The sequence below is a fragment of the Psychrobium sp. MM17-31 genome (genome assembly GCF_022347785.1).
GTDB lineage: Bacteria > Pseudomonadota > Gammaproteobacteria > Enterobacterales > Psychrobiaceae > Psychrobium.
Window position 1 is genome coordinate 276,683 of the sequence record NZ_JAKRGA010000003.1, and the last position, 24,619, is coordinate 301,301.

20 protein-coding genes are annotated in these 24,619 nt (G+C 43.7%); 7 read left to right on the forward strand and 13 right to left on the reverse strand.

The genetic code is table 11. The annotated features are described in order from the left end of the window. Positions 1–61: 61 nt before the first annotated feature. Both topA and MHM98_RS10135 read right to left on the reverse strand, forming a co-directional pair. Entirely contained in the window at positions 62–2,707 is a 2,646-nt protein-coding gene (topA, locus tag MHM98_RS10130) for a type I DNA topoisomerase (protein ID WP_239439156.1), read from the reverse strand. Positions 2,708–2,894: 187 nt separating this feature from the next. Further along, a complete protein-coding gene (locus MHM98_RS10135; protein WP_239439157.1) occupies positions 2,895–5,432 on the reverse strand; it encodes a hypothetical protein in 2,538 nt (845 codons plus the stop codon). Between MHM98_RS10135 and MHM98_RS10140 the strand changes: the two genes are divergently transcribed. Together MHM98_RS10140 and MHM98_RS10145 are read left to right on the forward strand one after the other, a co-directional pair. Beyond that, a complete protein-coding gene (locus MHM98_RS10140) occupies positions 5,405–5,608 on the forward strand; it encodes a hypothetical protein (RefSeq protein WP_239439158.1) in 204 nt (67 codons plus the stop codon). The genes MHM98_RS10135 and MHM98_RS10140 overlap by 28 nt on opposite strands. An 82-nt stretch (positions 5,609–5,690) precedes the next feature. Beyond that, positions 5,691–6,974: a dicarboxylate/amino acid:cation symporter gene (locus MHM98_RS10145; protein ID WP_239439159.1), complete on the forward strand. Its 1,284-nt coding sequence runs from the start codon at positions 5,691–5,693 to the stop codon at positions 6,972–6,974. Positions 6,975–7,037: 63 nt separating this feature from the next. Here MHM98_RS10145 and sohB read toward each other — a convergent pair whose 3' ends face one another. Then, entirely contained in the window at positions 7,038–8,054 is a 1,017-nt protein-coding gene (sohB, locus tag MHM98_RS10150) for a protease SohB (RefSeq protein WP_239439160.1), read from the reverse strand. 148 nt (positions 8,055–8,202) lie between these two features. Here sohB and MHM98_RS10155 point away from each other — a divergent pair, with 148 nt between their 5' ends. From MHM98_RS10155 to MHM98_RS10165, 3 genes are read left to right on the forward strand one after another with little or no spacing between them, the layout of a single operon-like run. Beyond that, complete coding sequence (locus MHM98_RS10155; protein WP_239439161.1) at positions 8,203–8,595, forward strand: rhodanese-like domain-containing protein; 393 nt, start codon at positions 8,203–8,205, stop codon at positions 8,593–8,595. Positions 8,596–8,618: 23 nt separating this feature from the next. Further along, positions 8,619–9,854, forward strand: coding sequence for a glycosyltransferase family 4 protein (locus tag MHM98_RS10160; protein WP_239439162.1), 1,236 nt, complete (start codon positions 8,619–8,621; stop codon positions 9,852–9,854). 2 nt (positions 9,855–9,856) lie between these two features. Further along, positions 9,857–11,629, forward strand: a complete 1,773-nt coding sequence (locus tag MHM98_RS10165; protein WP_239439163.1) for a DEAD/DEAH box helicase — start codon at positions 9,857–9,859, stop codon at positions 11,627–11,629. Positions 11,630–11,633: 4 nt separating this feature from the next. On the opposite strand, the gene MHM98_RS10170 is transcribed toward MHM98_RS10165, so the two are convergent. The 8 genes from MHM98_RS10170 to prmB all read right to left on the reverse strand — a co-directional run bounded on the left by MHM98_RS10170 (position 11,634) and on the right by prmB (position 19,393). Continuing rightward, the gene (locus tag MHM98_RS10170; RefSeq protein WP_239439164.1) at positions 11,634–12,335 is read right to left on the reverse strand and encodes a pseudouridine synthase; all 702 of its coding nucleotides are present in this window, start codon (positions 12,333–12,335) and stop codon (positions 11,634–11,636) included. A gap of 8 nt (positions 12,336–12,343) precedes the next feature. Continuing rightward, entirely contained in the window at positions 12,344–13,459 is a 1,116-nt protein-coding gene (locus tag MHM98_RS10175; RefSeq protein WP_239439165.1) for a site-2 protease family protein, read from the reverse strand. Positions 13,460–13,592: 133 nt separating this feature from the next. Next, on the reverse strand, positions 13,593–15,161 hold the full coding sequence (locus MHM98_RS10180; RefSeq protein WP_239439166.1) for an MFS transporter: 1,569 nt from the start codon (positions 15,159–15,161) through the stop codon (positions 13,593–13,595). Between the two features lie 80 nt (positions 15,162–15,241). Continuing rightward, a complete protein-coding gene (locus MHM98_RS10185; protein ID WP_239439167.1) occupies positions 15,242–15,520 on the reverse strand; it encodes a YfcL family protein in 279 nt (92 codons plus the stop codon). 71 nt (positions 15,521–15,591) lie between these two features. After that, on the reverse strand, positions 15,592–16,731 hold the full coding sequence (locus tag MHM98_RS10190; protein WP_239439168.1) for an ATP-NAD kinase family protein: 1,140 nt from the start codon (positions 16,729–16,731) through the stop codon (positions 15,592–15,594). A 3-nt stretch (positions 16,732–16,734) separates the two neighbouring features. Then, positions 16,735–17,262, reverse strand: coding sequence for an elongation factor P hydroxylase (locus MHM98_RS10195; protein WP_239439710.1), 528 nt, complete (start codon positions 17,260–17,262; stop codon positions 16,735–16,737). 54 nt (positions 17,263–17,316) lie between these two features. Continuing rightward, positions 17,317–18,420 carry a chorismate synthase gene (aroC, locus tag MHM98_RS10200; RefSeq protein ID WP_239439169.1) on the reverse strand — a complete coding sequence of 368 codons (1,104 nt, stop codon included), beginning with the start codon at positions 18,418–18,420 and terminating at the stop codon, positions 17,317–17,319. A gap of 13 nt (positions 18,421–18,433) precedes the next feature. Next, the gene (prmB, locus tag MHM98_RS10205) at positions 18,434–19,393 is read right to left on the reverse strand and encodes a 50S ribosomal protein L3 N(5)-glutamine methyltransferase (RefSeq protein WP_239439170.1); all 960 of its coding nucleotides are present in this window, start codon (positions 19,391–19,393) and stop codon (positions 18,434–18,436) included. Between the two features lie 153 nt (positions 19,394–19,546). On the opposite strand from prmB, the gene smrB reads away from it, so the two are divergent. Further along, a complete protein-coding gene (smrB, locus tag MHM98_RS10210; protein WP_239439171.1) occupies positions 19,547–20,080 on the forward strand; it encodes an endonuclease SmrB in 534 nt (177 codons plus the stop codon). Between the two features lie 31 nt (positions 20,081–20,111). Here smrB and sixA read toward each other — a convergent pair whose 3' ends face one another. Then, positions 20,112–20,597 (reverse strand): phosphohistidine phosphatase SixA, encoded by a 486-nt coding sequence (sixA, locus tag MHM98_RS10215; RefSeq protein WP_239439172.1) that lies wholly within the window; start codon positions 20,595–20,597, stop codon positions 20,112–20,114. A gap of 322 nt (positions 20,598–20,919) precedes the next feature. On the opposite strand from sixA, the gene MHM98_RS10220 reads away from it, so the two are divergent. Beyond that, on the forward strand, positions 20,920–23,691 hold the full coding sequence (locus MHM98_RS10220; RefSeq protein WP_239439173.1) for an insulinase family protein: 2,772 nt from the start codon (positions 20,920–20,922) through the stop codon (positions 23,689–23,691). Positions 23,692–23,999: 308 nt separating this feature from the next. On the opposite strand, the gene MHM98_RS10225 is transcribed toward MHM98_RS10220, so the two are convergent. Next, a complete protein-coding gene (locus tag MHM98_RS10225; protein ID WP_239439174.1) occupies positions 24,000–24,581 on the reverse strand; it encodes a thymidine kinase in 582 nt (193 codons plus the stop codon). Between the last annotated feature and the right edge of the window lie 38 nt (positions 24,582–24,619).

Genomic DNA, 24,619 nt, shown 5'->3' on the forward strand with positions numbered 1-24,619 from the left:
AGATTCAACACATAAAAAAACCGCTAATATTAGCGGTTTTTTTATGGTTCTATGAAACGCCCTACTTTTTCTTGGCAGCGCGTTTCACTTTTTGATGCTCAACCCATTTACCGTCTTCGTAGGTAGCGGTCCAGCCAGTCGCTTTCTTTTCAATCTCAGTCATAACGTACTGTGATTTGTTCTTACGACTGTAACGCACGATAGCGAGATTTCCTTCGCTGTCTTTTTGCGGTGCATCCGCTAAGTAGTGAAACTTCGGTGAAATACGATCTCTAAAGCGATGTAACTCAGCTACCTGTGGTGCTCGTGTTTCACGTGCTTTCGGGAATGTATGCGCAGCAAGGAAAATCCCTGACGCACCATCGCGCAGCACAAAATAAGCATCACTCTTGTCACAAGGCAGCTCTGGTAAATGCACTGGATCTTCCTTCGGTGGCGCTACTTCGCCATTTTTCAGTAATTTACGGGTGTTTTTACACTCGTCGACATTAGTACAAGCAAAGTACTTACCAAAACGACCGTTCTTAAGTTCCATGTCATGGCTACAGCGGTCACATTCGATAAGTGGACCATCATAACCTTTGATTTTAAAGGTACCAGCTTCTATCTCCGTGCCACTACACGCAGGGTTATTACCACAAACATGAAGCTTACGAGTTTCATCAACAAGATAAGAATCCATAGTAGTGTCACACACTTTACAACGACGACGTTGCATTAACGCTTTATTTTCTTCGTCGTCATCAGCGGCTACAACATCATCACCGGATGTTAAATTGATGGTTGTTTTACAACGCTCTTTTGGCGGTAAGTCATAACCAGAACAACCAAGGAATACCCCTGTTGTTCCTGTGCGAATACCCATCTTGCGCTCACAGCTCGGACAGTCGATGTCGGTTAGCACCATGTCATTAGGACGCATACCGCCTTGCTCTGGATCTAAATTCGCTTGATCAAGCTGTTTAGTGAACCCTTGATAGAAATTATTCAGCGATTCTTTCCAGTCCATTCCACCGTTAGCGATTTGGTCGAGCTCTTCTTCCATTTGCGCGGTGAAATCGTATGACAGTAACTCAGTGAAATTTTCGTTGAGACGATCGGTCACTATCTCGCCCATCTTCTCTGCAAAGAAGCGACGATTTTCAACGCGCGCATAACCGCGGTCTTGAATAGTAGAAATGATTGAGGCGTATGTAGAAGGACGACCGATACCACGTTTTTCTAGCTCTTTTACTAAACTTGCTTCATTAAAACGCGCTGTCGGCTTAGTAAAATGTTGCTTAGGATCTAGCTTCTCAAGGTTTAATGTATTGCCTACATTAACTGCTGGAAGATTCACATCTTCCTCAGCTTTACGCTTAACTGCAGTCTGAACGCGCGTCCAACCATCAAACTTGATAATACGACCAGTCGCTTTCAACTCATATTTGTCGGCAGCAACTTTCAACGTTGTCACATCATATTTAGCAGGTGTCATTTGACAAGCCACGAATTGGCGCCAAATTAACTCGTATAAACGCTCAGCATCGCGCTCCATTTTAGTTAACGATGTTGCGCTGCGAGTGACATCACTTGGACGGATCGCCTCATGCGCCTCTTGCGCGCCCTCTTTACTGCCGTAGTAATTAGGTGAATCTGGTAAATAAGATTTACCGTATTCTTTTTCAATATGCCCGCGCGCTGCTTCAATGGCATCTTTACTTAAGTTAGTAGAATCGGTACGCATATAAGTGATGTAACCGGCTTCATAAAGTCGCTGGGCTAACATCATGGTTTTCTTAACGCCAAAACCTAAACGCGTACTAGCTGCTTGCTGCAATGTTGAAGTAATAAAAGGTGCTGATGGGCGCGATTGACTTGGTTTATCTTCGCGAGAGCTCACCGTATAAGTCGCGTCTTTTAATGCAGCTAGCGCTGTATTAGATTCTGTTTCATTGACAGGTTTAAAGGTTTTACCGTCAACCTTAGTCACTTTCATTGTTAACGCTTGTGTATCGTCGGTCGTTAACTGGGCGTGCATATCCCAAAATTCTTCAGGGTTAAAGGCTTTAATCTCGCGCTCGCGCTCAACGACAAGCTTCACAGCTACTGATTGAACACGGCCAGCAGATAAACCACGCGCTACTTTTTTCCATAGCAGTGGCGACACCATATAACCCACGACACGATCGAGGAAACGTCGAGCCTGTTGGGCGTTAACACCATCAATATTTAATTCAGTTGGTGTGTCGAAAGCTTCGCTAATCGCGTTTTTAGTGATTTCATTAAACACCACGCGCTTAAAGCGACTATCATCACCACCAATCACTTCGCGTAGGTGCCAAGCGATTGCTTCCCCTTCTCTATCCAAATCCGATGCGAGATAAACATAATCGGCTTTTTCGGCAAGTGATTGTAGCTCGCTAACGACTTTTTCTTTCCCGGGTAGGATCTCGTAATGGGCATCCCAACCGCCTTCTGGATCGATACCCATACGGTTAATGAGCTGCTGCTTATCACGCGCAGCTTTATATTTAGCTTTGGCCTCAGGCGCCATTTTACGAACTTCAGCAGGTGTCTTAGTAAACTTATTCTTTTTTACTGCACCAGAAGTGGGTAAATCACGAATGTGACCCACTGATGACTTTACAATGAAGTCTTTACCTAAATATTTGTTAATAGTTTTCGCTTTAGCTGGCGATTCCACTATTACTAATGATCTTCCCATAAGAAAAAAATGTCCATTGATGGATTGAGAATGTGTATTGGCTCAATTTATAGAGACTAATAAACAAGAATTCAAGATGTTATTTGCAATATAAGCAGAAAAACCGAAAATTCATACTTTTCTTGAATCGATTGCTCGTTAAAGAAACAAAATAAAACGGCGCACTAGGCGCCGTAAGTATTAAGGTTTAATCACTCACCGATACCGAGAGTGTTCTTGCAACACCACTAGGTGTTTCAATTGTCGCGGTTAAACTTCCCGCACTCGCTTCATCGTCTGGTTTCACTGAAACAGAACAATGGTTGATGGCATAAGCTGATGATTGGCCGACCGTACATTCACTCGGTCCAACGATTTCACCATTACCTGCGTCGAAAGTAATTGTTGTTCCACTTGGAAGCAATCCATTAAATGCACCTGCTGCGTATAAATGAATCGTTTTAGCACCACCACTGATATCAACAGCTAAGCCATAATTGGCTGGATTATCACGATCCAAGCCCGCTTCAATGAGACCAGCTTGAATGCCTGAACCCGCCTGCAGAATAGTGATATTCTTTGAAATAGAAACTAGCTCTCGTGAACAAATCCCTGCGGCATCATCATCGACACTACACAACACACCGTTGTATTTGTTATTACCTAGATCAAAGGTGTTATTACTATTTAAATCGATAAACTCTTCATTATCACCGCCTGGTTCAAAACAAACAGCGGTCGAGCCATAACAAACACCGCCCGTGTCTGAAGCCCCAGCAACGACATCACCATTTGCTAATCGCCCACCAAATACACCGTCTTCATTTTCGTCGCGGAATGCTTCTGGTAAATCAGTGAATGCTTCGCCAGCGTTAAACTGGCCTGAGCCATTTGAATCAGCAAATGATTCTTCACCTAATACATGAGCAAAAATAGTTATTCGATTACCGTAAACTTGTCCTAAACCACCAAAACGGTTCTCCGTTCTAGTATTACCATAAAAACATGGCAAGCCTGCTTGACTTAATCCAGTATCAACGCCTGCACTATTTAAACACAGAGAGGTACCAATAGTTCGGGTGATTGCATTTGCATCACGATAAGCAGGAGAAGGTGTTCGCGGTGCTTGGCTGCGCCATTTCACCGTACAAGTACCATTTTCAGTTAAACAGTTTGAATCTACAGCGCCGTACTCTGTACTAAATTGAACTGTAGTACCGTCTGGAACAGGGTTATTAAAATGGTCTGCAAGACGCGCTGTAATATCAACCTCAACGTTATCGATTCCCCAAGCATCAGGATTTAAATTAGAAGCTGCAACACTGAAACTATTATAGTCAGCAACACCAGTCGAAATGGATAAAGCACCAGAAACAGTCGAAATCGTTGGGAATGCATCTAACGAAGCAACAACACGAACAGGAACAGCAATAGAACCAGAAGAAACAATTACGTCCACGCGACCATTGGCGTCTGTTTTAGCTTGGCTTTCAGGACGAATTTCAATACCACCAACATTAGTAGTCAAAGCGAAGTTAACTAAAGTATCAGATACTGGCGCACCTAATTCGTCAAATACGGTAAATGTTACCGTTGCAGTCTCACTGCGCTCTGCGCCACCAGTCCCTTTTAGGGCGATGAAATTAGAGGTTACTTCGGTAAACTGAATACTTTGTAGTGCTGCAGCACCGACCGTTAAATCAACATTTTTGGTTAAAACTGTTTGACCAATAGTTGAGGTAACATTGATTTTATCAACCGCACCACAACCTTTATCTTTATAGGTTACTGTTGCTACGCCGTTTACGGTAGCTACTTCACTTGCGATTTCTGCTTTGCCTGCAGTAACACATGCTGAAGAAAACTGAACATTTACCGATTGTGCTAACGGACTGACCGTACCAGCAACAGACTCATTAATTGGAACAGATAACGATGCCGTTCCATTAGGGCCAATACTTGTCGGTGTTAATACTAGATCCCCCATTTCCACATTGACTGCTGCGACTGATGCTGAAAAATCAAGGCTTGCATTAACATCACCTACTGCAGCACTCACCGTGCCCGCACCATCTTGCGCGCCTGAATATAACAGGACAGATGCAATGCCGTTATCATCAGTTAGCGCACTGGTGGTTTTTAGTTCACCAATATCATCAGCTAATGCGAAGGTCACTTTTACGCCAGCGGTAGGTGAACCACTGTGAGTTAATGTCGCTTCTAATTTAGCTGGTTCAATACTGCTGACGTTTTTAATAGATGCACCACTATCGTCCACCAGCTTAATGGTAAGGTTTACAGGTTCAATTACCGCAACTGGGTTAGAAGTCGAGAAGTCGAGTGAATCAGTAAGGTCATCGATGGTTACCGTTGCTGTGCCAGCGCCAACAGTATTACCAGCAAATATCTCAACCTTAGCGACACCTTCACTATTGGTTAGAGCACTTGTTACTAATAACTGACCAATGTCGCCATCAAGGCTAAATACAACTTTCTTATTGGCAACCGCTTTATTGTCAACAGTGTAAGTCGCCGTTAACCACCGCGGTTGGCTACCGTCAACATTAGTGACGCTGTTGCCATCATTATCCGTCATTGTTAAAGAAACAACAGAAGTTGGCTGGGTTGGGGTTGTGCCGCCGTCGCCATCACCATCAGAAGAATTTGATAGTTTATTACCACCGCTACAAGCAATGAGTAAAAGCGCTAGGAAAGCAATTGAAAAATAATGAATGGTCTGACGCATTGGGCATTCTCCCTGCCGAAAATACAACAATAGTTAAAGCAATACTGTTGATGTTAGATAATTTACCAATAAGATGCAAAAGGATTTTAGATAAAATTCAAGGGATTATTTATACAGTTGTCGCTATGCGTTTAGGATATACAGGGTTTAACGATTTGTGCTTTTGCATCAAATAAACTTTTGTTAGACTCCGCTGCTAGTGTCTGTGTTTGGCAAATCATTATTAAATCAGGCACCTAATAATAATTAAGGATTACCATGAGTAATAAAAAACCTTTAGGCTTAACGATGAAAATTCTCATCGGTATGGGTCTTGGCATCTTGGTAGGTGCTGCCATTCAATTTTGGATGGGTGACGTAGAGTTCGTACAAGATAACATCGTCGGTGGTCTCTTCCACGCCGGTGGTAAGATGTTTGTTAACAGCTTAAAAATGCTGGTTGTACCTTTAGTATTCATTTCTTTAGTATGTGGTACTTGTTCATTAGCTGATCCAAGCAAGCTTGGGCGCTTAGGTGGCAAATCAATTGCTCTCTATCTAACGACAACAGCAATCGCTATCACCTTAGCAATTGCATTAGCACTGCTAATCTCTCCAGGCGCATCCGAACAAGCTTTAGCAAGTAGCGCTAGCTTTACGGGTAAAGAAGCACCGTCGCTATCGCAAGTTCTTATTAACATTATCCCGAGCAATCCAATTCAAGCCATGGCTGAAGGCAATATGCTGCAGATTATCGTTTTCGCTTTATTGTTTGGTATTGCGATTACGTTAGCGGGTGATGCTGGTAAACGTGTAGCATCAGTATTTGAAGATCTTAATGAAGTCGTAATGAAAATCGTGAATATCATTATGAATTTAGCACCATACGGTGTGTTCTTCTTAATGGCTAAATTGGCCAGTGAAATTTCACCTAGCACTTTCGGCAAAGTGTTCATGTATTTCTTGGTAGTGTTATTAGCACTAGCAGTACATGCATTAGTGACCTATCCTACGATCCTCAAATTCCTAACGGGATTAAACCCTGTGATCTTTATTCGTAAGATGCGTGATACAGCATTGTTTGCATTTAGCACGGCGAGTTCTAATGCCACTATTCCTGTAACGCTTGAAACGACCACCAAGAAAATGGGTGTTGATAACTCAATCGCCTCGTTTACCGTTCCATTAGGCGCAACGATTAACATGGATGGCACCGCAATTATGCAAGGTGTTGCGACTGTATTTATTGCGCAGGTTTACGGTATCGATTTAAGCATTGCTGATTATCTAATGGTAATCCTAACCGCGACGTTAGCCTCAATTGGTACAGCAGGTGTTCCTGGCGTTGGCCTTATTATGCTAGCGATGGTACTACAGCAAGTTGGCCTGCCTGTAGAAGGTATCGCGCTAATTATCGGTGTTGACCGTCTATTAGATATGACACGTACCGCAGTAAATGTAACCGGCGATAGTATGGTAACTGTGATTGTTGCAAAGACTGAAAAAGAGTTAGACACAGAAGTTTATAACGATCCTTGGGTCGGTCGTAAAACTGAAAGTTAACTTGTCGTATGACTGATACAAAAAAGGGATGCTAATGCATCCCTTTTTTATTGCTTATGCCAATTAAAAGCTACGCCATTGACTCGCTTTTTGCCACAAGCTAGTCACACTCTCTTCAATTGAAGCACTAGCCGCTTTACCTAGCTTTTGAGTTAGGGTTTTAGGCACTGAATATTTCACCAAATAAACCGTTTTATCTTTGACTTGCTCTAATAGCCAATCATCACTGGTGGATAGCTCATCGACTAAGCCGATATCTATAGCTTGTTCACCGTACCAAGTCTCCCCTGTTGCAACTTTGTCCATATCTAGTGCTGGACGATGCTTAGCCACATGATCTTTAAATAAACCATGCACATCGTCAATTTCGCTTTGAAATTTCTCACGATCTTGCTCGGTATTCTCACCAAACATCGTTAACGTTCTCTTGTATTGTCCGGCAGTAACTTGCTCAAAGTCGATATCGTTTTTCTTAAGCACTTTATTAAAGTTTGGAATTTGTGCAATTACGCCAATAGAGCCGATAATGGCAAAAGGCGCGGCAACTATTTTATCGGCGATACACGCCATCATATAACCACCGCTCGCCGCCACTTTATCAACGGCAACGGTTAATGAAATATCACGACTGGTAATGCGTTTAAGCTGACTGGCTGCTAAGCCATAGCCATGAACCACTCCACCCGGGCTTTCTAAACGCACCAGCACTTCATCATCTTTTTCAGCGCATTGCACAATGGCTGTAATTTCACGGCGCAAGCTTTCCACCTGACTGGCATCCATAGAGCCATTAAAGTCGATAACATAAAGATTTGGCTTTACTTCGTCTTTATTTTCTTTTGCTTGCTGCTTTTTGTCCTTGGCCCGTTTCTTTAACTCATCTTTAGACAAAATGGTCTGACGAAAATCGTCTGCCACCGCGTCTAATGATTCCGAGATATTGATAAGTTCCAATTGACCTTTGTCACCGCCCTTGCCTTTGCTTCCCAACGCAACAATAGCCACTAGCACAACAATAATCGCCACGACGATAGTGACAGCTTGAGCCAGAAATAGCCCATAGTTTGATAAAAATTCCACTTAATTTTCCTTTAAAACAATCTTGCCTGCAGTTTATCAGTACCTAAAGTGCGAAACCAAGGATTGTGATTGAAATAACGCGTTAAATTGCTGTCAGGCATATCGTTTTCCGATACAATCTGTTTCTTTAAACGATCCAAGATAACTCATGAAATTACGCAACCTTTGTGTGCTAAGCCTTTGCTTATTATTTTCTTCCACGATTTTTGCCCATGGCGGTGACGACCATAAACACGAAACCCGAGAGCAAATAGCATGGCAACTAATCGATAATAAAGCGCTACTTATCGATGTACGCACCAATGAAGAATATCAACAATCACATTTACTGAACGCCTTACATATCCCGTATAAAAAAATTGTTAAGACCTTGACGCAACAAGGCGTTGCTAAAGATCAACAAATTGTACTTTACTGCCGCAGCGGTAATCGTGCGGGCAAAGCAATTAAATTTCTTCGCAAAGCTGGTTTTACAAAAATACACAATGGCGGCGGTATCAAAGCGCTTAAAGCAACTAAAGCCGAGTTTTCTCATCAGTAATCAACGCAGTTTGTAAGTACACCATGAAACAATTATTGATTATCGGCTACGTCTGGCCAGAGCCACAATCATCGGCGGCAGGCACCCGCATGATGGAACTCATCGAGTTATTTAAATCACATGATTACGCCATCACCTTTGCAAGCCCAGCCCAGCTCAGCGATCACATGGCTGACTTAGCCGCTCTTGATGTTAACGCCGTCAATATCGAGCTCAATAACGAAAGTTTTGATAGCTTTGTGCGCGAACTTGCTCCTGATATCGTGATGTACGATCGCTTTATGATGGAAGAGCAATTTGGCTGGCGCGTAGAAGAACAATGTCCCAATGCCCTCACCATCTTAGATACCGAGGATCTACATTCTCTGCGCAATGCTCGACATCAAGCTAATAAAGCTGGGCGAGAGCTAACCGATGGTGATTTATCATCAGATATTGCTAAACGTGAAATTGCCGCTATTTTACGTTGTGATCTTTCATTAATTATCTCCACTTACGAGATTGCGCTATTACGAGATCATTACCGCGTCGATACGGCTCTACTCCATCACATTCCGTTCATGCTTGAGCCAGAAAAACTTAACGCGCCTCGCTTAGGCTTTGATGAGCGTCATGATTTTATGTCGATAGGCAATTTTCGCCATGCGCCAAACTGGGACGCGGTGCTGTATCTTAAACAAGAAATCTGGCCGCTAATTCGCAAACAGCTCCCTAAGGCGACACTTAATATTTACGGCGCCTACCCACCGCCTAAGGCAACGCAGCTTCACAATGAAAAACAAGGATTTCTTATAAAAGGCTGGTGTGAGGATGCCCATGCCGAAATGGCTAAATCGCGCGTGCTATTGGCGCCACTGCGCTTTGGTGCAGGTATTAAAGGCAAACTCGCCGATGCCATGTTAAATGGATTACCGTCGGTAACTACAACTATCGGTAGTGAAGCTATGCACGATAACTTGCCGTGGAACGGCCTTATCGAGCAAGAGCCACAAGCCTTCGCCGATGCGGCGGTTAAGCTCTATCAAGAACAAGCAGTGTGGCAACAAAGTGTTGATAATGGTGATGACATTATTCGCAAGCTCTATGATAAAAAATCGCTTGGTGAAACTTTGATGACCAAGGTTAATCAAACTATTGCTAACTTAGATAAGCATCGTCTTAATAACTTTGCAGGCAGCATGCTTAAGCATCACCACCACAAAAGCACCAAATATATGGCACAGTGGATTGAAGCCAAAAACAAACACGCTAATTCGTAACCATGACGCAATATCAACTTCGCCCCTACCAGCAACAAGCCGTTGCAGCGACTATTAAACATTTTAGACGCACCAACGACTCAGCTGTGATTGTACTGCCGACCGGTAGTGGCAAGAGCTTGGTGATTAGCGAATTAGCGCGATTAGCTCGCCATAAAATACTTGTTCTAGCCCACGTTAAAGAGCTGGTTGAGCAAAACCACAGCAAATATCAGAGCTATGGCCTTAATGCGAGTATTTTCTCAGCAGGCTTAAATCAAAAAGAATCATCAGCGCAAGTAACCTTTGGCAGCGTTCAGTCTGTGGCTCCTAACCTTGCGCAATTTGATGAGCACTTCTCGTTAGTGATTATCGACGAATGTCATCGCATCGGTGCAGTGGATGATAGCAAAGACACGCAAAATCAATATCAGCAAATCATTAGCTATCTCACCGAGCGCAATCCTGATCTCAAAGTCCTTGGCTTAACGGCAACGCCCTATCGCATGGGCAGCGGATGGATCTATCGCGATCATTACCACGGATTTTCTCGCGGCGATGACGACGCTATCTTTAAGCACTGCATTTATGAAATGCCGCTTGGCTTGATGATCAAACAAGGCTATCTCTCACCGCCAAAACTGATTGATGCTGCCATTGCCCATTATGACTTTGATGAGCTACAAGCCACTCGCAATGGTTTTTACCCTGAAAAAGCGCTTAATACACTACTGGCGAGTCATAAACGGGTGACTAAAGCCATTATCGAACAAGTGGTATCCTTAGCATCCGATCGTAAAGGAGTAATGATTTTCGCCGCTACCACCAAACACGCGGATGAGATCATGGGTTATCTCGGCGAGTTTGGCCAAGCTGAGCACAGCGCCATCATACTTGGTAGTACCGCCAACGACGAGCGCGATGCGATAATCAATCAATTTAAGTCGCAACACATTAAATATCTCGTCAACGTAGCGGTATTAACGACTGGCTTTGACGCGCCGCATGTGGATTTAATCGCCCTACTGCGCCCAACACAATCGGTAAGCTTGTTTCAACAAATTATCGGCCGTGGCTTACGCCTTTGCGATGACAAAGATGATTGCTTGATTATCGACTATGCCAATAGCGGTTTTGATATCTTTAGCCCAGAAGTTGGCAGCGCTAAACCATCGAAAGATAGCGTTGCCGTGATGGTGACTTGTCCAATGTGCGAATTTGGCAACACCTTCTGGGGTAAAGTCGACAATGACGGCGATATTATTGAACACTACGGCCGCCGCTGCATGGGGTTTGAAGATATCGATGGCGAGCGCATTCGCTGTGATTATCGCTTTCGTTTTAAAGAATGTAGCCAGTGCGGCGCACAAAACGATATTGCGGCGCGTAATTGTCAGCAATGTCAGCACGCGATTATCGATCCCGATGAGCTCCTTAAAAAGTCCCTTAGTTTAAAAGACTCCAAAGTGATTCGCTGTCAGGCCATGAGTTTTGAGGCTGGCAAAGAAAATACTCTTAAAGTCATTTACTATGATGAAGACGGCCATACACTCAGTGAAAATTACAACTTTGCCAACCCTAAGGCACTAGCGGCGTTTAACCATCAATTTTCTAAGCGAGTTGATAACGGCGCAACACCGACGCAGTTTAAGGATCTTAATCAAGCCATTGCCATGGCACCGCGTATTACCACGCCTGATTTCGTGATCGCTAAAAAACAAAAGTACTACTGGAAGATCCAAGAAAAGATTTTTGATTACAACGGCAAATACCGCAAGGCTAATCAACTAGGATAACGGATCAAGTTAAGAAGTGAGCCCCATCTAGCTGTCGGTATTCACCTTGCGCTAAATCGCCCAGATCCAGTCCCGCAAAGTGAGTGCGCTGTAAATGAACGACTTTAAAGCCCTGATTGGCGCACATTCGCCTAATTTGGCGATTTAATCCTTGGGTTAAAGTAATTTCAAAAAGCAGCGTATCGAGTAACTTAATCTCACAAGGCGTTGTCCATTTGCCTTTAATATTAAGAGGCTGATTCATGCCATCGATAAAGTCATGACCCAGCACCAAGCGCCCCATTTCTTTATTAGCATGTGACACTTCAACAGTAACCATATAGCGCTTAGACTTCTTAAACGCTGGTGATAGTAATTTATTGGCAAGCTCTCCATCATTAGTCAGCAATAATAAACCGCACGAATCCTTATCTAACCTGCCAACGGGAAACAAGCGCTGTTCTTGCGGTGGTAAATGATGAATTAAACTCGCAGGATCATTAACATCGAGATTACAATCGATACCGACAGGCTTATTATAGAGATAATACACTTTATCAACTTCTTTAATGAGTTCGCCATCTACCAACACCATTTCACCGCCGCGAATAAAGCTTAGGTGCCCAGCTTTCATGCCATCAACAACGACACGCCCCTCGTCAATTAATCGCGACGCATTGCGGCGTGAACACGCGCCGCATTTGGCAATATATTGCGCTAATCTCATTGGGCTTATTAGCTGCCTAAGATTTTAAATGGCAGTGCCAATGCCTCATTAGCACTTTGGCCCATAAACCAAATAATGGCGGCTAAACCACCAGCAGTAATCAGATACCAAATGGCTGATACAATTTGACCATATCTATCGAGTGGTAATAAGCGCGTGTTATGGCGATATTTGTACTCAAAGAAAATCTCAATCGAGCCGAGCGCTAATAAGAAACCTAATAACGCTAAACCAAAGTAATAACTCACATAAACACCTAGTGCCGCGCCAAGTACACAAATCGCCAAGCCTACTTTCGAGTTAACGGAATAAGCGATGCTTTTCAGCACGTGACCACCATCAAGTGGCAATACAGGTAATAATTGGAACAGATTTAACAGCGCATTAAATACCGCAAGACCGCCAAGAATTTCAATGTCGGTAATCCAATAACCAATTAAACAGGCGATGGATAAAATAAGTCCGAAGAATGGCCCCATAATAGAAATAAAGACATCTTGCCAACGGGTATTAATTTTCTCGTCTGTTACCGCCATACCGCCAAGAAATGGGATCAAATAAAAGCCCTTGGTTTTCATACCGAAATACTTCATGGCTTTAACGTGGCCGTATTCGTGAAATACCAAACAAAGGATAAGCGCAACCGCAAATTGAAACGAAAATAGCCAGCTATAAGCAGCAAGTGAACCCGCCGCTAGCAGCACTTTGATGACCTTGGCGCTTTTAAACAGCTTTAGTCCTAATCCCAACAAACCAATGGTGCTAAATTTTGGTTTACTTTGACCCGCATCAACAATCTCTCGCTGCTCAATATCTTTTTCATTGAGAGTGCCGCTGGCAACTGTCTCACCATCGACATGAAGTTGATACTCAAGGCCAAAAGGCTGCCATTCAATAACGTTATCCAGTGCTATTTCAATTTTGTGCTCTATGGGCTCTTCGCCATCTTGCGATGGCAGTTGGTGTGTAAGCTCGAATTTATGGCTAAGTTTCTCTTGGCCAGCCGCTTCTGATGCGCTGATTTGGCTAACACAATCATTGCCCCAAAATAATTGCTGCCACCCAGCCATAGACGCATCTAGGGTTAATGGTTTACCGAATAATTCTAAGTTTAATAAATGCACAGGTAAGACTCTAAAAATCGTTTGCGGTGATTATCGATGATTTTCAAACGTAAACAAACCATATTCTTATGTTTCAGAAAACAAAAAGGCTACCTAACTTGGTTAGGTAGCCTAAAAGCTCACTTATGGTTCATTAGTCAACCAACGCTTTTTGCTCACTAGAAAGCGAACTGCGTGCACTGATGATCCATTTGCTGTAAATCACCAAGCCGAATGCCGAGGCAATACCAATGGCGCCCATCACGAACCACACCACGCCAATATTATTTTGCTCATAAAGGATTTGCGTCATCTGTTGTTCGGTCTGACCGCTCATTGCAACGAGATGCATAAAATACTCACCTTCCGGGATCGCAGCTAATGCTTCTGACGTTTGTTGATACTTCTCACTGAGCATCGCCTTTGCTAACGTTTCTTTTGCCGCGTATTTGTCATATAGCATTGGGCCGATATAACTCTCTGCCACCCAGCCAATACCTAAAGGTAAATCCTTAAAGCCTAAATACATCGCCTTTTTGTCATCCGGCGCGATATTACCGATGAGTTTATACGACGTTGGACTTGCTAACATTTCACCAACACTAAACGCAAAAATCGCTAATACTAAAAACCAAGCGACGTTTACGCCACCAATAATAAACAAAGCGCCACTACATAAAAACGTGCCAACAACTAAACTGTTCATAGTGCCTAAACGTTGTGCCAATGCGGCGAAAATAAAACAGGTCAACATGATCATGCCAAAGTTTAGGTTCATCATGCCTTCAGGTAAAATTGTCATGCCATCGCTATCCATGCCTAGCACAGAGCGCCACGCGATAGAGTCCGTTCCACCTTCACCAAATAACGTAGCAACAATGGTTGTGGTATCGATCCAATCGCGGATATGAACAGGCAATACATCAAATAACGCCATGAACATAAACCAGAAGCCTGAAAAAATAATGGTGTAGTAGATAAGGTGTGCTTGTTTGAATTCTTGGATAGATTCACGCCATAACGATTTCTTGTCAGTTTGAGCCGCTAATTGCGCTTCTCGCTCTTCTTTGCCAGGCTCTTTATAGAGCAGCAACATAACAAAGTTCAAACTAATAATTGCCGCACAGGCATAGAATACGTTCTGCCAATCTAAAATCCGTAACTGCGCCGCAATCAATGGACCAACCCAACCTCCGATGTTTACCATCTGATAAAACATGCCCCAAGCCATGGTGGAATTTTGCGGATTGGTTGCTTTTACAAGCGTGCCTTGAATTCCCGGTTTAAAAATACCGGTACCGAGTGCTAATACAATGGCACCTACCATAAAGCCCCAATACGTTGGGAAAAACGCCATCAATAAATAAGCAGCAATTTTGGTGATTGTGGATAGTGCGATTGTCTCTTTATAGCCAATTCGATCCGATAAACCGCCGATAAATACAGGAACAAAGGCTTGTACCAGTGCCCAAGCCATCAGGATAGTACCAAAATCGGTCATGGTGACACCAAGACCGCCTTTAGATACTGGATCTGTGGCATAAAGACCAGCGACGGTTTTAACACCATAAAAGGCGACGCGTTCGATTAACTCCATGCCACCAACAATCCAGAAGACATAGCTTAAGGATGCGATGGAGGCAAAAAATCCGAGCTTTTTAATGGTATTTGTGGGAGTACCAGCATTAGCAGCTGGTTCAGTAGAAGTGATATCTTGGCTCATAGTTGGCTCTATTTATAATTAAAACAGAGCCAGAGTAAGATATATTGTATACAAAAACAAGAATTCGTTTAAAAAAGGATCTAAACGCGTTGGAACTCCGTCTGTAGATCGTTCCAACAATCTACGACTAGGGTTTTATCATGGGGAGCAAGTTCATTTTTAGCAAACGCGCTGTCTAGACTCGCCTGCATTTTAGTCATGAAGTTTGCAAAATTATCATCGATATCGATACAACCTTGGAGGATAAGATCCAAATGCCCTTGCAAATAACCACTAGCAAATAGCGCATCGTCGTTACCGTTCTCTAAAATCTCGGCGACGAAGTTTTCAATGATAGTTTCAGTTTGTGTTAATAACATATCTCTTTCCATTCGTAACATCTTAAAATTAAGATGAATTAGCTTGTAATAAAATGACTCATTTAGACCATTTAGTCGGGGTTACTCATTTGCACCATGACATAGTCGTTATAACCCGTTGTCACTTTCACAAAACCGCTTAACGCCTTATCCAATTCACTGTCGCCTGTATCAACCAAAAGAGGACGTTGTTCTAATGCCTGTAATTTGGTTTTTGTCGCAACAATAATAATATTTTCTTTACCGATGGCACGAATAACAGCGGGACTTAGCTGCTGATTACCACGGCCAAAGACATGCCCTTGCCCGCCAATCAGCGTGACGACTAACTTAACGTCGTCATGTTGCTCAATTAAGGATAATAACTGAGATGCACTGACATCCGATGCAACTAATGACTGGTCTTGAACCACATCGACACCAAGCAGTGTATTATCAAGGCCCATTTCTTCCATAATAAATTCAGTGGTTGAACCGGAGCCCATGATCACTAATTCATCGTCCACTTGACGCATGACATCTGCAGCGATATCCGCAAGCACCAGCTCATCAGATTCTTTACCGCCCATTTTCACGGCTTGCATATATCTAAGCTCTGCAGGTACAAGCATTTCCCCATATCGCTTCGCTTTTACCACGCCATCGCGAAACAGTGACTCATCAATATCCATCACGTCTCGCTCCATCACACTCACTAACTGGTTAGTCACCATTAGTTCTAGTACCTTACCAGCAGCAGTTGGCGTAATAGCATACACGCCAGAGTGAATTTTAACCCCAGCAGGAATGCCGAGCACGGGAAAATCATCGCCTACTGCACTGTATATGTTGCGAGCCGTTCCGTCGCCACCGGCAAATACCAATACGTCGACACCTTGTGCTTTGATTAGCTTTGCGGCCTCTAAGGTATGATCCGCTTTCGACGATTGCAATTGCCCGTCTAGCTGATCGTTAACGTCGAATCCAATAACTTGATGCGTAAAACCTAAAGTCTGACAAAGACTTTCCCCCATCAACGCAGGTGCTGTAATAATTTCAAATTGGTCTTTATAAGGACTAAGTACTGATAACGCTAGCTTTGCCCGATCGTTAGCCTTTGGCTCAGCGCCAAGGGACAATGCTTTATCAATCACATCATCGCTGCCCTTCAAAGCAACAGCCCCCCCCATACCGGCAACTGGGTTGACGATTAAACCAATTTTAAATTTCATAAATTATTCTTCCACAGGATTAACGTGAGGTTGGTAACCGATATGGTCAACAGATAGTTCAGGCTGATGATAAAAGGCCTGCAAAGCGGCGAGTAAACGTTGTGTGCGTGGATTAAATCCATCCTCAATTAACTGACATAGCTTACTGTACACCTTATCTTGAAACGCATAACGGTCAGACTGATAACCACTGAGATTGTCGGTGCTAACGCGGAAAGGATGACCACAAGCTAATGACAATGCCCATTCTATTGCTTGCGGGTGTACTTCAACTTTTTCAAATTCCATCTGCATTGCTTGATCGCGGCCATCAGGGCAATACCAATAACCATAATCTTCCAGTAATCGTCTTGCCTCACCCGCCACTAACCAGTGCGCAATTTCATGGAGGCCGCTAGCAAAATAGCCACGCGCAAAAACGATGCGGTGGTAGTTCACCTCATCGTCTTTAGGTAGGTAAATTGGCTCATCGCCACCTTTGATCAGGCGTGTTTGGTGACTTTGTAAAAAGGTGTCATCAAACACCTTCATCAAATCATTGTAATCAAAACCGTCTTTCAATGGATCGTGCTCAACTTAGGACTCTTATGAGTCATCTGCCATTTTGTAAGCCGTTGTCGACAATTGAACATCGAAATTCTGACCGCGATGACGTAATAAATGATCCATCAGCGTAATCGCTAACATGGCTTCGGCAATTGGCACAGCGCGCAGACCGACGCAAGGATCATGACGCCCTTTTGTCACTAAATCGACTTCCGCACCCGTTTTATCGACACTGCGACCCGGCGTGGTAATACTCGAAGTTGGTTTTAGTGCCATATGGGCGACAATTGGTTGTCCTGTTGAAATACCGCCTAACACACCGCCAGCATGGTTCGAAGTAAAACCATCTTTAGTCATCTCGTCACGGTGCTCACTGCCCTTTTGATTAACCACTTCAAAGCCATCACCAATTTCAACACCTTTTACTGCGTTAATACTCATCAATGAGTGGGCGATTTCAGCGTCTAGACGGTCGAAAATCGGCTCACCAAGACCAACTGGCACATTGATAGCTTCAACAGTGACTTTAGCGCCAATTGAATCGCCTTGTTTTTTCAAATCACGGATCAACTGTTCCATCGGCTCTAGCTTGTCGGCATCCGGGCAAAAGAATGGATTTGTTTCAATGAGATCGTAATCCACCTTTTCAATCGCTACATCGCCAATTTGTGATAGGTAAGCACGAATTTCAATGCCGTAGGCTTGTTTGAGGTATTTTTTAGCGATAGCACCACCAGCAACGCGCATTGCAGTTTCGCGCGCAGACGAACGACCACCGCCACGATAATCGCGAATGCCGTATTTCTGCTGATAGGTGTAGTCTGCATGACCAGGGCGGAATTGATTTTTTATTTCGCCGTAATCTTTAGAGCGCTGATCGCCATTTTCAATCAATAAACCGATTGGCGTGCCAGTTGTTTTACCTTCAAACACACCTGATAAAATCTTAACTTCATCCGCTTCACGGCGTGGTGTAGTGAATTTTGATGTACCTGGTTTACGACGATCTAAATCGACTTGAAGATCTGTTTCCGTAATTTCTAATCCCGGAGGACAACCGTCTACGGTACAGCCAAGTGCCAAACCATGACTTTCGCCAAATGTCGTGATAGAAAACAACTTACCAATAGTATTACCTGACATGAAAATTCCTTGTTTAAATCGTAGCCGCTAATGCTGCTTTAAATAATTCGTGATGCTGTTGTAATTGTGCCTTGGTTAACACAAACACGCCGTGCCCGCCTTGTGCAAATTCCACCCAGTCAAAATCAACTTCAGGGAATTGCTGCTCCATATGAACTTGAGAGTTACCTACTTCGACCACAAGGATACCGCCGTCGTTTAAGCAGCCAAGCGCATCAACTAAAATGCGCTTAACCAAATCTAAGCCATCCCATCCGGCCGCGAGACCGAGCTCAGGCTCGTGTATAAACTCTTGTGGTAGTGAGTCCATATCCTCTTGGTCTACGTATGGAGGATTAGAGACAATCAAATCATATTTTTCACGTAGCACTTCATTCATCAAATCAGATTGAATAGGAATAACTCGCTCTTCCATGCCATGTTCAAAAATATTGATGTTGGCAACGTCTAACGCATCATGCGAGATATCGATTGCATCAACTTCTGCTGATTCGAATTGATGGGCCATAGCAAGTGCAATACAAGCACTTCCAGTACAGAGATCAAGCGCGCGATGAACACTATGGCCATCTAACCAAGGCTCAAAGTTAGTCTGAATCATTTGAGCAATCGGAGAGCGCGGCACTAATACGCGATCATCGACGTAAAACTGCAGCCCAGCAAACCAAGCGTGATTAGTAATGTATGCCGTCGGTACGCGATCGTTAACGCGAATGGCAAAGGCTTCAGCGATGGCAACGCGCTCTCTGGTTAACAAACGAGAGTCCAAAATGCTGTCTTTGCTGTCAATCGGCAGCGCCAATACGTGAGTTGCTAGTGTTACTGCTTCATCCCAAGCATTATCACTACCATGGCCGTAAAATACGCCACTTTGATTAAACACCGTGGTGCCCCAACGCAGCATGTCGCCAAGCGTTAATAGTTCGTTGACAGCCTCTTTAATATGTTGCTGATCTAGCTTAAATGATTCCAAGCTTATCGCTCCTAAAATGCATAACTAATGGCGATTAAGCCCTATATTGGCTGGCATTGTATCTCACTACTTTGTGAATATGAACCTTGTTCATAGCGCAAAAAAGCATTTAAAATACGTACTTTGAAATAAAGCACTGCAATTGATTAGTAAATGAACGACGAAAATCCATTCTCGATGGCGGACCTTCTAGGTGAAGGTAACGTCAAACCGTTGACCCAAGATAAAGTAAACTTGCGTCAACCAAAATCCGTACGCGTTAAAGGCCACAAAGACAAACAACAGCAAAAACAGGCGGAATTTTATTTTTCAGATGGCTATGTACCTCATTTAAGTGACGAAGGCCCCATGCGCTACTGTCGCGACGATGTAGAAAAATACGAATTGAAAAAACTGCGTCGTGGCGATTACACGCCAGAGTTGATCCTCGATTTGCACGGCTTAAATCAAAATGAAGCGAAAATGGAAATTTTGGCGCTGTTTAAAGAGTGTAAAAAGAAGCAAATCCAATGCTGCGTCATCGTTCACGGAGTCAGTGGTGGAACGCTTAAATCCCGCACGCCCTATTGGATTGCGCAATACCCAGAGCTACTGGCGTTTCATCAGGCACCACTTGAATGGGGTGGCCAAGGTGCATTAATCGTTTTGCTAGATATCGAGCCAGACGATTTCACCAAGCTTGACTAGGGCGTTAGCTGATAAACGCCCAAGGTTTCCATTAAGCCCCCATCAATACTTGATTAACAGTTTTGTGCCACAGTAGATTGCCCTGCCAGCTCTCTAAATCAATATCAAGACATGCAATTGAAGACGTCGCGAAGGCCGGTACCAAGTCGCCGCGACACAAATCGTTTACCAATAGTCCCACTAACGGTAAATGAGAAACAACCAACGCGCTATTGGCTTTGTGTTGAGCACAATAGGCAAGCAATGCATCGCCACACATCTGTGGATTCGAATCAGGCGTTAATTCATCTAACTCATAATGATGCTCGGGCATCACAAATTCATTAATAACATTGTCAAAGGTTTGCTTCGCTCTCACGTAAGGGCTCACAAAAGTCAAGTCGAACCCTTGTTCGTTAGATCGTAGCCACTTGGCCATGATCTCTGTTTCTTGATGCCCTTGCGGGGTTAATTGGCGGGCTGAGTCAGAAGACGCTGTGATCTGAGCCTGTCCGTGGCGCATAATATACAACTTCATTCATCGGTTCCTTAATAAGCGGCGTTGGTCGAGTTTTATAGACAATAGTGAAACAGCAAAATTCAACATAGTCTTCATGTTAATCGGTTTAAAGTGAGTATAACTGCCTGACTACATAAATATTGTGATTGACAAGCAGATTTAGACAATTGGGCAAAAGTCTAGGATCCGAGTGATTTGTGTTCATCCTCACTCATACATTTGTCTTATATACAAATCATTCTCATTTATTCGTATTAACGCGTTAAATTATTTGCTATGCTGATTTTCCGAGGGTGTCTCGGCGACAAGTATTCATGTATTGAATTAGTAAGGAAAATCCTTGATCACTTCAGCCAACGACAAAAAGTTATATCGTCATATTACCCTTGAAAATGGTTTATCAGCCTTACTAATTAGTCAGCCTGATGCAACTAAATCTGCCGCATCCCTTGCCGTTAACGTTGGTCACTTTAACGATCCTTCTGATCGCGAAGGTCTCGCGCACCTGCTTGAGCACATGATGTTCTTAGGGACAGACAAATATCCCGACCCTAGTGAATATCAGCGCTACATTAAACAACACGGCGGTGAGCACAACGCATGGACTGGTAGCGAGTTTACCAATTTCTATTTCGCCATCGACAGCGACTATTTTATTAACGCACTTGATCGTTTCAGTGATTTTTTTATCGCACCCAAGTTATGCGGCGAGATGATTGCAAAAGAGCGCGCCGCGGTAAACTCTGAATTTCAGCTCAAATATCAAGACGATTCACGTAGACTCAGCGCCGTTTTAAAAGAAACGGTTAACGCTGCTCACCCTTACAGTCAATTTTCCGTGGGAAATAACGAAACCTTGGCCGGTAGTGGCGAGGATTTAGAGCAAGTATTGCGCGACTTCTACCATACGCAATATTGCGCCTCTAAAATGAAGCTGGTTTTATTGTGCAATCAAGAACTCGATACAATTGAGAAAAGTTGTCGTCAATATTTTTCGCAAATAACCAATAGACAACTCACTTGTGATTTTGACGATGTCCCTCTTTATCTCAACGAGCAATACAGCGTCCAAATCAACGTCGTTCCGACCAAAGACACCAAGAAGCTCACCCTAAGTTTTGAGCTAGATATTGATGATATTAATTACTATTGTAAACCCCTCTCCTATCTCGCATTTCTCATTGGTCACGAGGGCGAAGGCAGTTTACTATCAAGCTTAAAGAAAGCAGGATTAGCAAATAACTTGTCCGCAGGTACAGGCCTATCTGGATACAATTTTCGAGAGTTTGCCATCCACATCGCACTCACCGAACTTGGTGCTCGAAGCACGGATCGCATTATCGGCTTAGTATTCCAAATGCTAAGAATGATCGAGACGCAAGGTATCGACGCATGGCGTTATACCGAGAAACACAACATCATGAACGTTGCGTTTGATTTTCAAGAGCCGCCTAAAGCCGTCGATTTAGTCAGTCATTTATCCATCAACATGTTCAAATACGAAGAGCAAGATATCGTCTATGGCGACTACGCCATGGATAGCTTTGAGCCAGAAGCGATTCATCGCTTAGTTGCAAGTATGAACCCAGATACGGTTCGTTTGGTTATGGTTTGCCCGCAACTTGCCACGACTAAAACTGCCAAATGGTATGACACGCCTTACGATATCCTGCCAATTTCATCACAACGTCGAAAACTCTGGACATTAACATCGATAGATAACGAATTAGCACTGCCGCAACCTAATCCTTTTGTGGTTGAACGTTTAGCATTTACACCGCCACAAACAATACAGGACAAGCCATCGATTTTACTCGACGAAGCAGGCTTTAGGCTGTGGCACTTACCGCAATCGGAATTCACTGTTCCCAAAGGCCATATTTATACCGCAATTGATTCGCCAATCGTCGACAATACGCCGCAAAAACAAGTCTTGTGTCGGCTTTACATTGAAATGCTCCACGACTCGCTGGCGCAAGTGACGTTTCCAGCAGAAATAGCAGGAATGCACTATGACATTTATCCTCATGCTTCAGGCGTGACTATGCATGTCAGCGGCTATACACCAAAGCTATTTCTTTTCTTTGAAATTCTTATCACCAAAATCCGCGAGCGTGATTTTACGCCGCAGCGGTTTGAAGAAATCAAATATCAGTTAGCCAAAAGCTGGCGCGACCAACGCAAGGCTAAGCCGATAAATCGTTTGTTTAAAGGACTCAGTGCAACACTCCAGCCCCACCAATTTGATCACCCGCTATTAATCGAGGAGTTGGCAAATATCACGCTTGATGATCTTCAGCAATTTGTATCTGCGCTGTTTAAACATGTGCATTTAGAATCTTTTGTATTAGGTGATTGGCCAACACGTGAAGTAAAACTATTTGGCGCAAGTTTGCACCGCCAAATTGACGCTATTGCAGAGGCGGCGCCGTCCATCCCGCGTCAAGTTCACTCCTTGGCAAACTGCGGGACTTTAGTGCGTCAGTTTGAACAAACTCAAGACCAATCAGCCGTCATCGTCTACTATCAGTCGCAAGATAATAACCCTTCACAAGTAGCGCTGTGGAGTTTAGCGAGTCAGATCTTAAGTCCGTTATTTTTCTCTGAAATTCGTACCAATCAACAATTGGGCTATGTCTGTGGCGCTAGCTATATGCCGATTAATCGCTATCCCGGCATGATGTTATACGTACAATCTTCGGTAGCGAACACCAACGAAATTTTAAATGCAATTGACAACGTGCTCAGCGAGTTTGCCGAATACGTCGAAGACATTGATGAAACAAGATGGCAACGCTACCTCAATGGCATGAAATCTCAAATCGATACTAAGGACAGCAGCGCAAGGCAACAGGCGACGCGTTTTTGGACGGGAATATGTAACCGCGATCTATCGTTTTCACATCGTAATAAAACCTTAGAGGCATTAGCGTCTATAACCCCTCAAGCCTTAATTAGCTTTATCGAACAACGGTTGATTTCACCATCGCCAGATCGCCTCATTATGATGACCGGCGATGAACTTGAGAAAAGTGCGATCAATTATCGCACTATCAATAATGTCAACGAATTCAAAGCACAAACACCGGTGATGCTGCTAACGCCGGAATAGAGCCTGTTGAACTTTCGAGGATGAATTTTGTGCAATTGACAAGCCTGTTTCGCAAGGCATGAGGAGCGATGCCTAGTTTACCTCGGCTTTATCTCCTGAGTCGCTCTACTTCCTGCATCCATGCAGTCATAGGTGAGCGACGAAAAACGCAGCGAAAATGTCTTGTCATTGCATCCAAAGGACAGCGTTTGTTCGTGATTTCTACGGCGTTATCGCCTGCTAGCTTAGCCCACTAAGCGTCGCAGCCTCTGCCTTGTATAAAACCCGAACAACTCGCTGCAAAAAACTTCACCAAAGGTCAACAGGCTCTAATCACGCCATACGAGTTCACTAAAGTGCTGACGACACATAGAAACGTATTTGTCATTGCCGCCGATTTCCACTTGGCTACCACTGCTTAACGCATTGCCCTGCTCGTCCATACGCACCACCATTGACGCTTTACGTCCACAATGGCAAATGGTCTTTAATTCGATAAGTTTATCGGCCCAGCTCATTAAATAGAGACTACCTTGGAACGGCTCCCCCATAAAATCTGTACGCAATCCATAACACAGCACCGGAACATTGAGTTCATCGACAACGCGGCATAGCTGTTTAACTTGTTCTTTGGTAAGAAACTGACATTCATCAACTAACGCGCAGTGGACTGGCCCATTGGCGAGTTTGTCTGACATCATGTCAAAGATATTGCAGTTTGACGAGAAAATATCGGCGTCCTGACTCAGGCCGATACGCGAAGTCACTTTGCCTTTGCCATAGCGATCATCCACCGCCGCCGTAAAAATAACCGACTCCATGCCGCGCTCTTTATAGTTATATGCTGATTGTAGGAGCGAAGTCGATTTACCTGCGTTCATCGCAGAATAATAGAAGTAAAGTTGTGCCACAAAAATCGTGCCCTAAAACAAAAAAAGCTAGTGTAGCT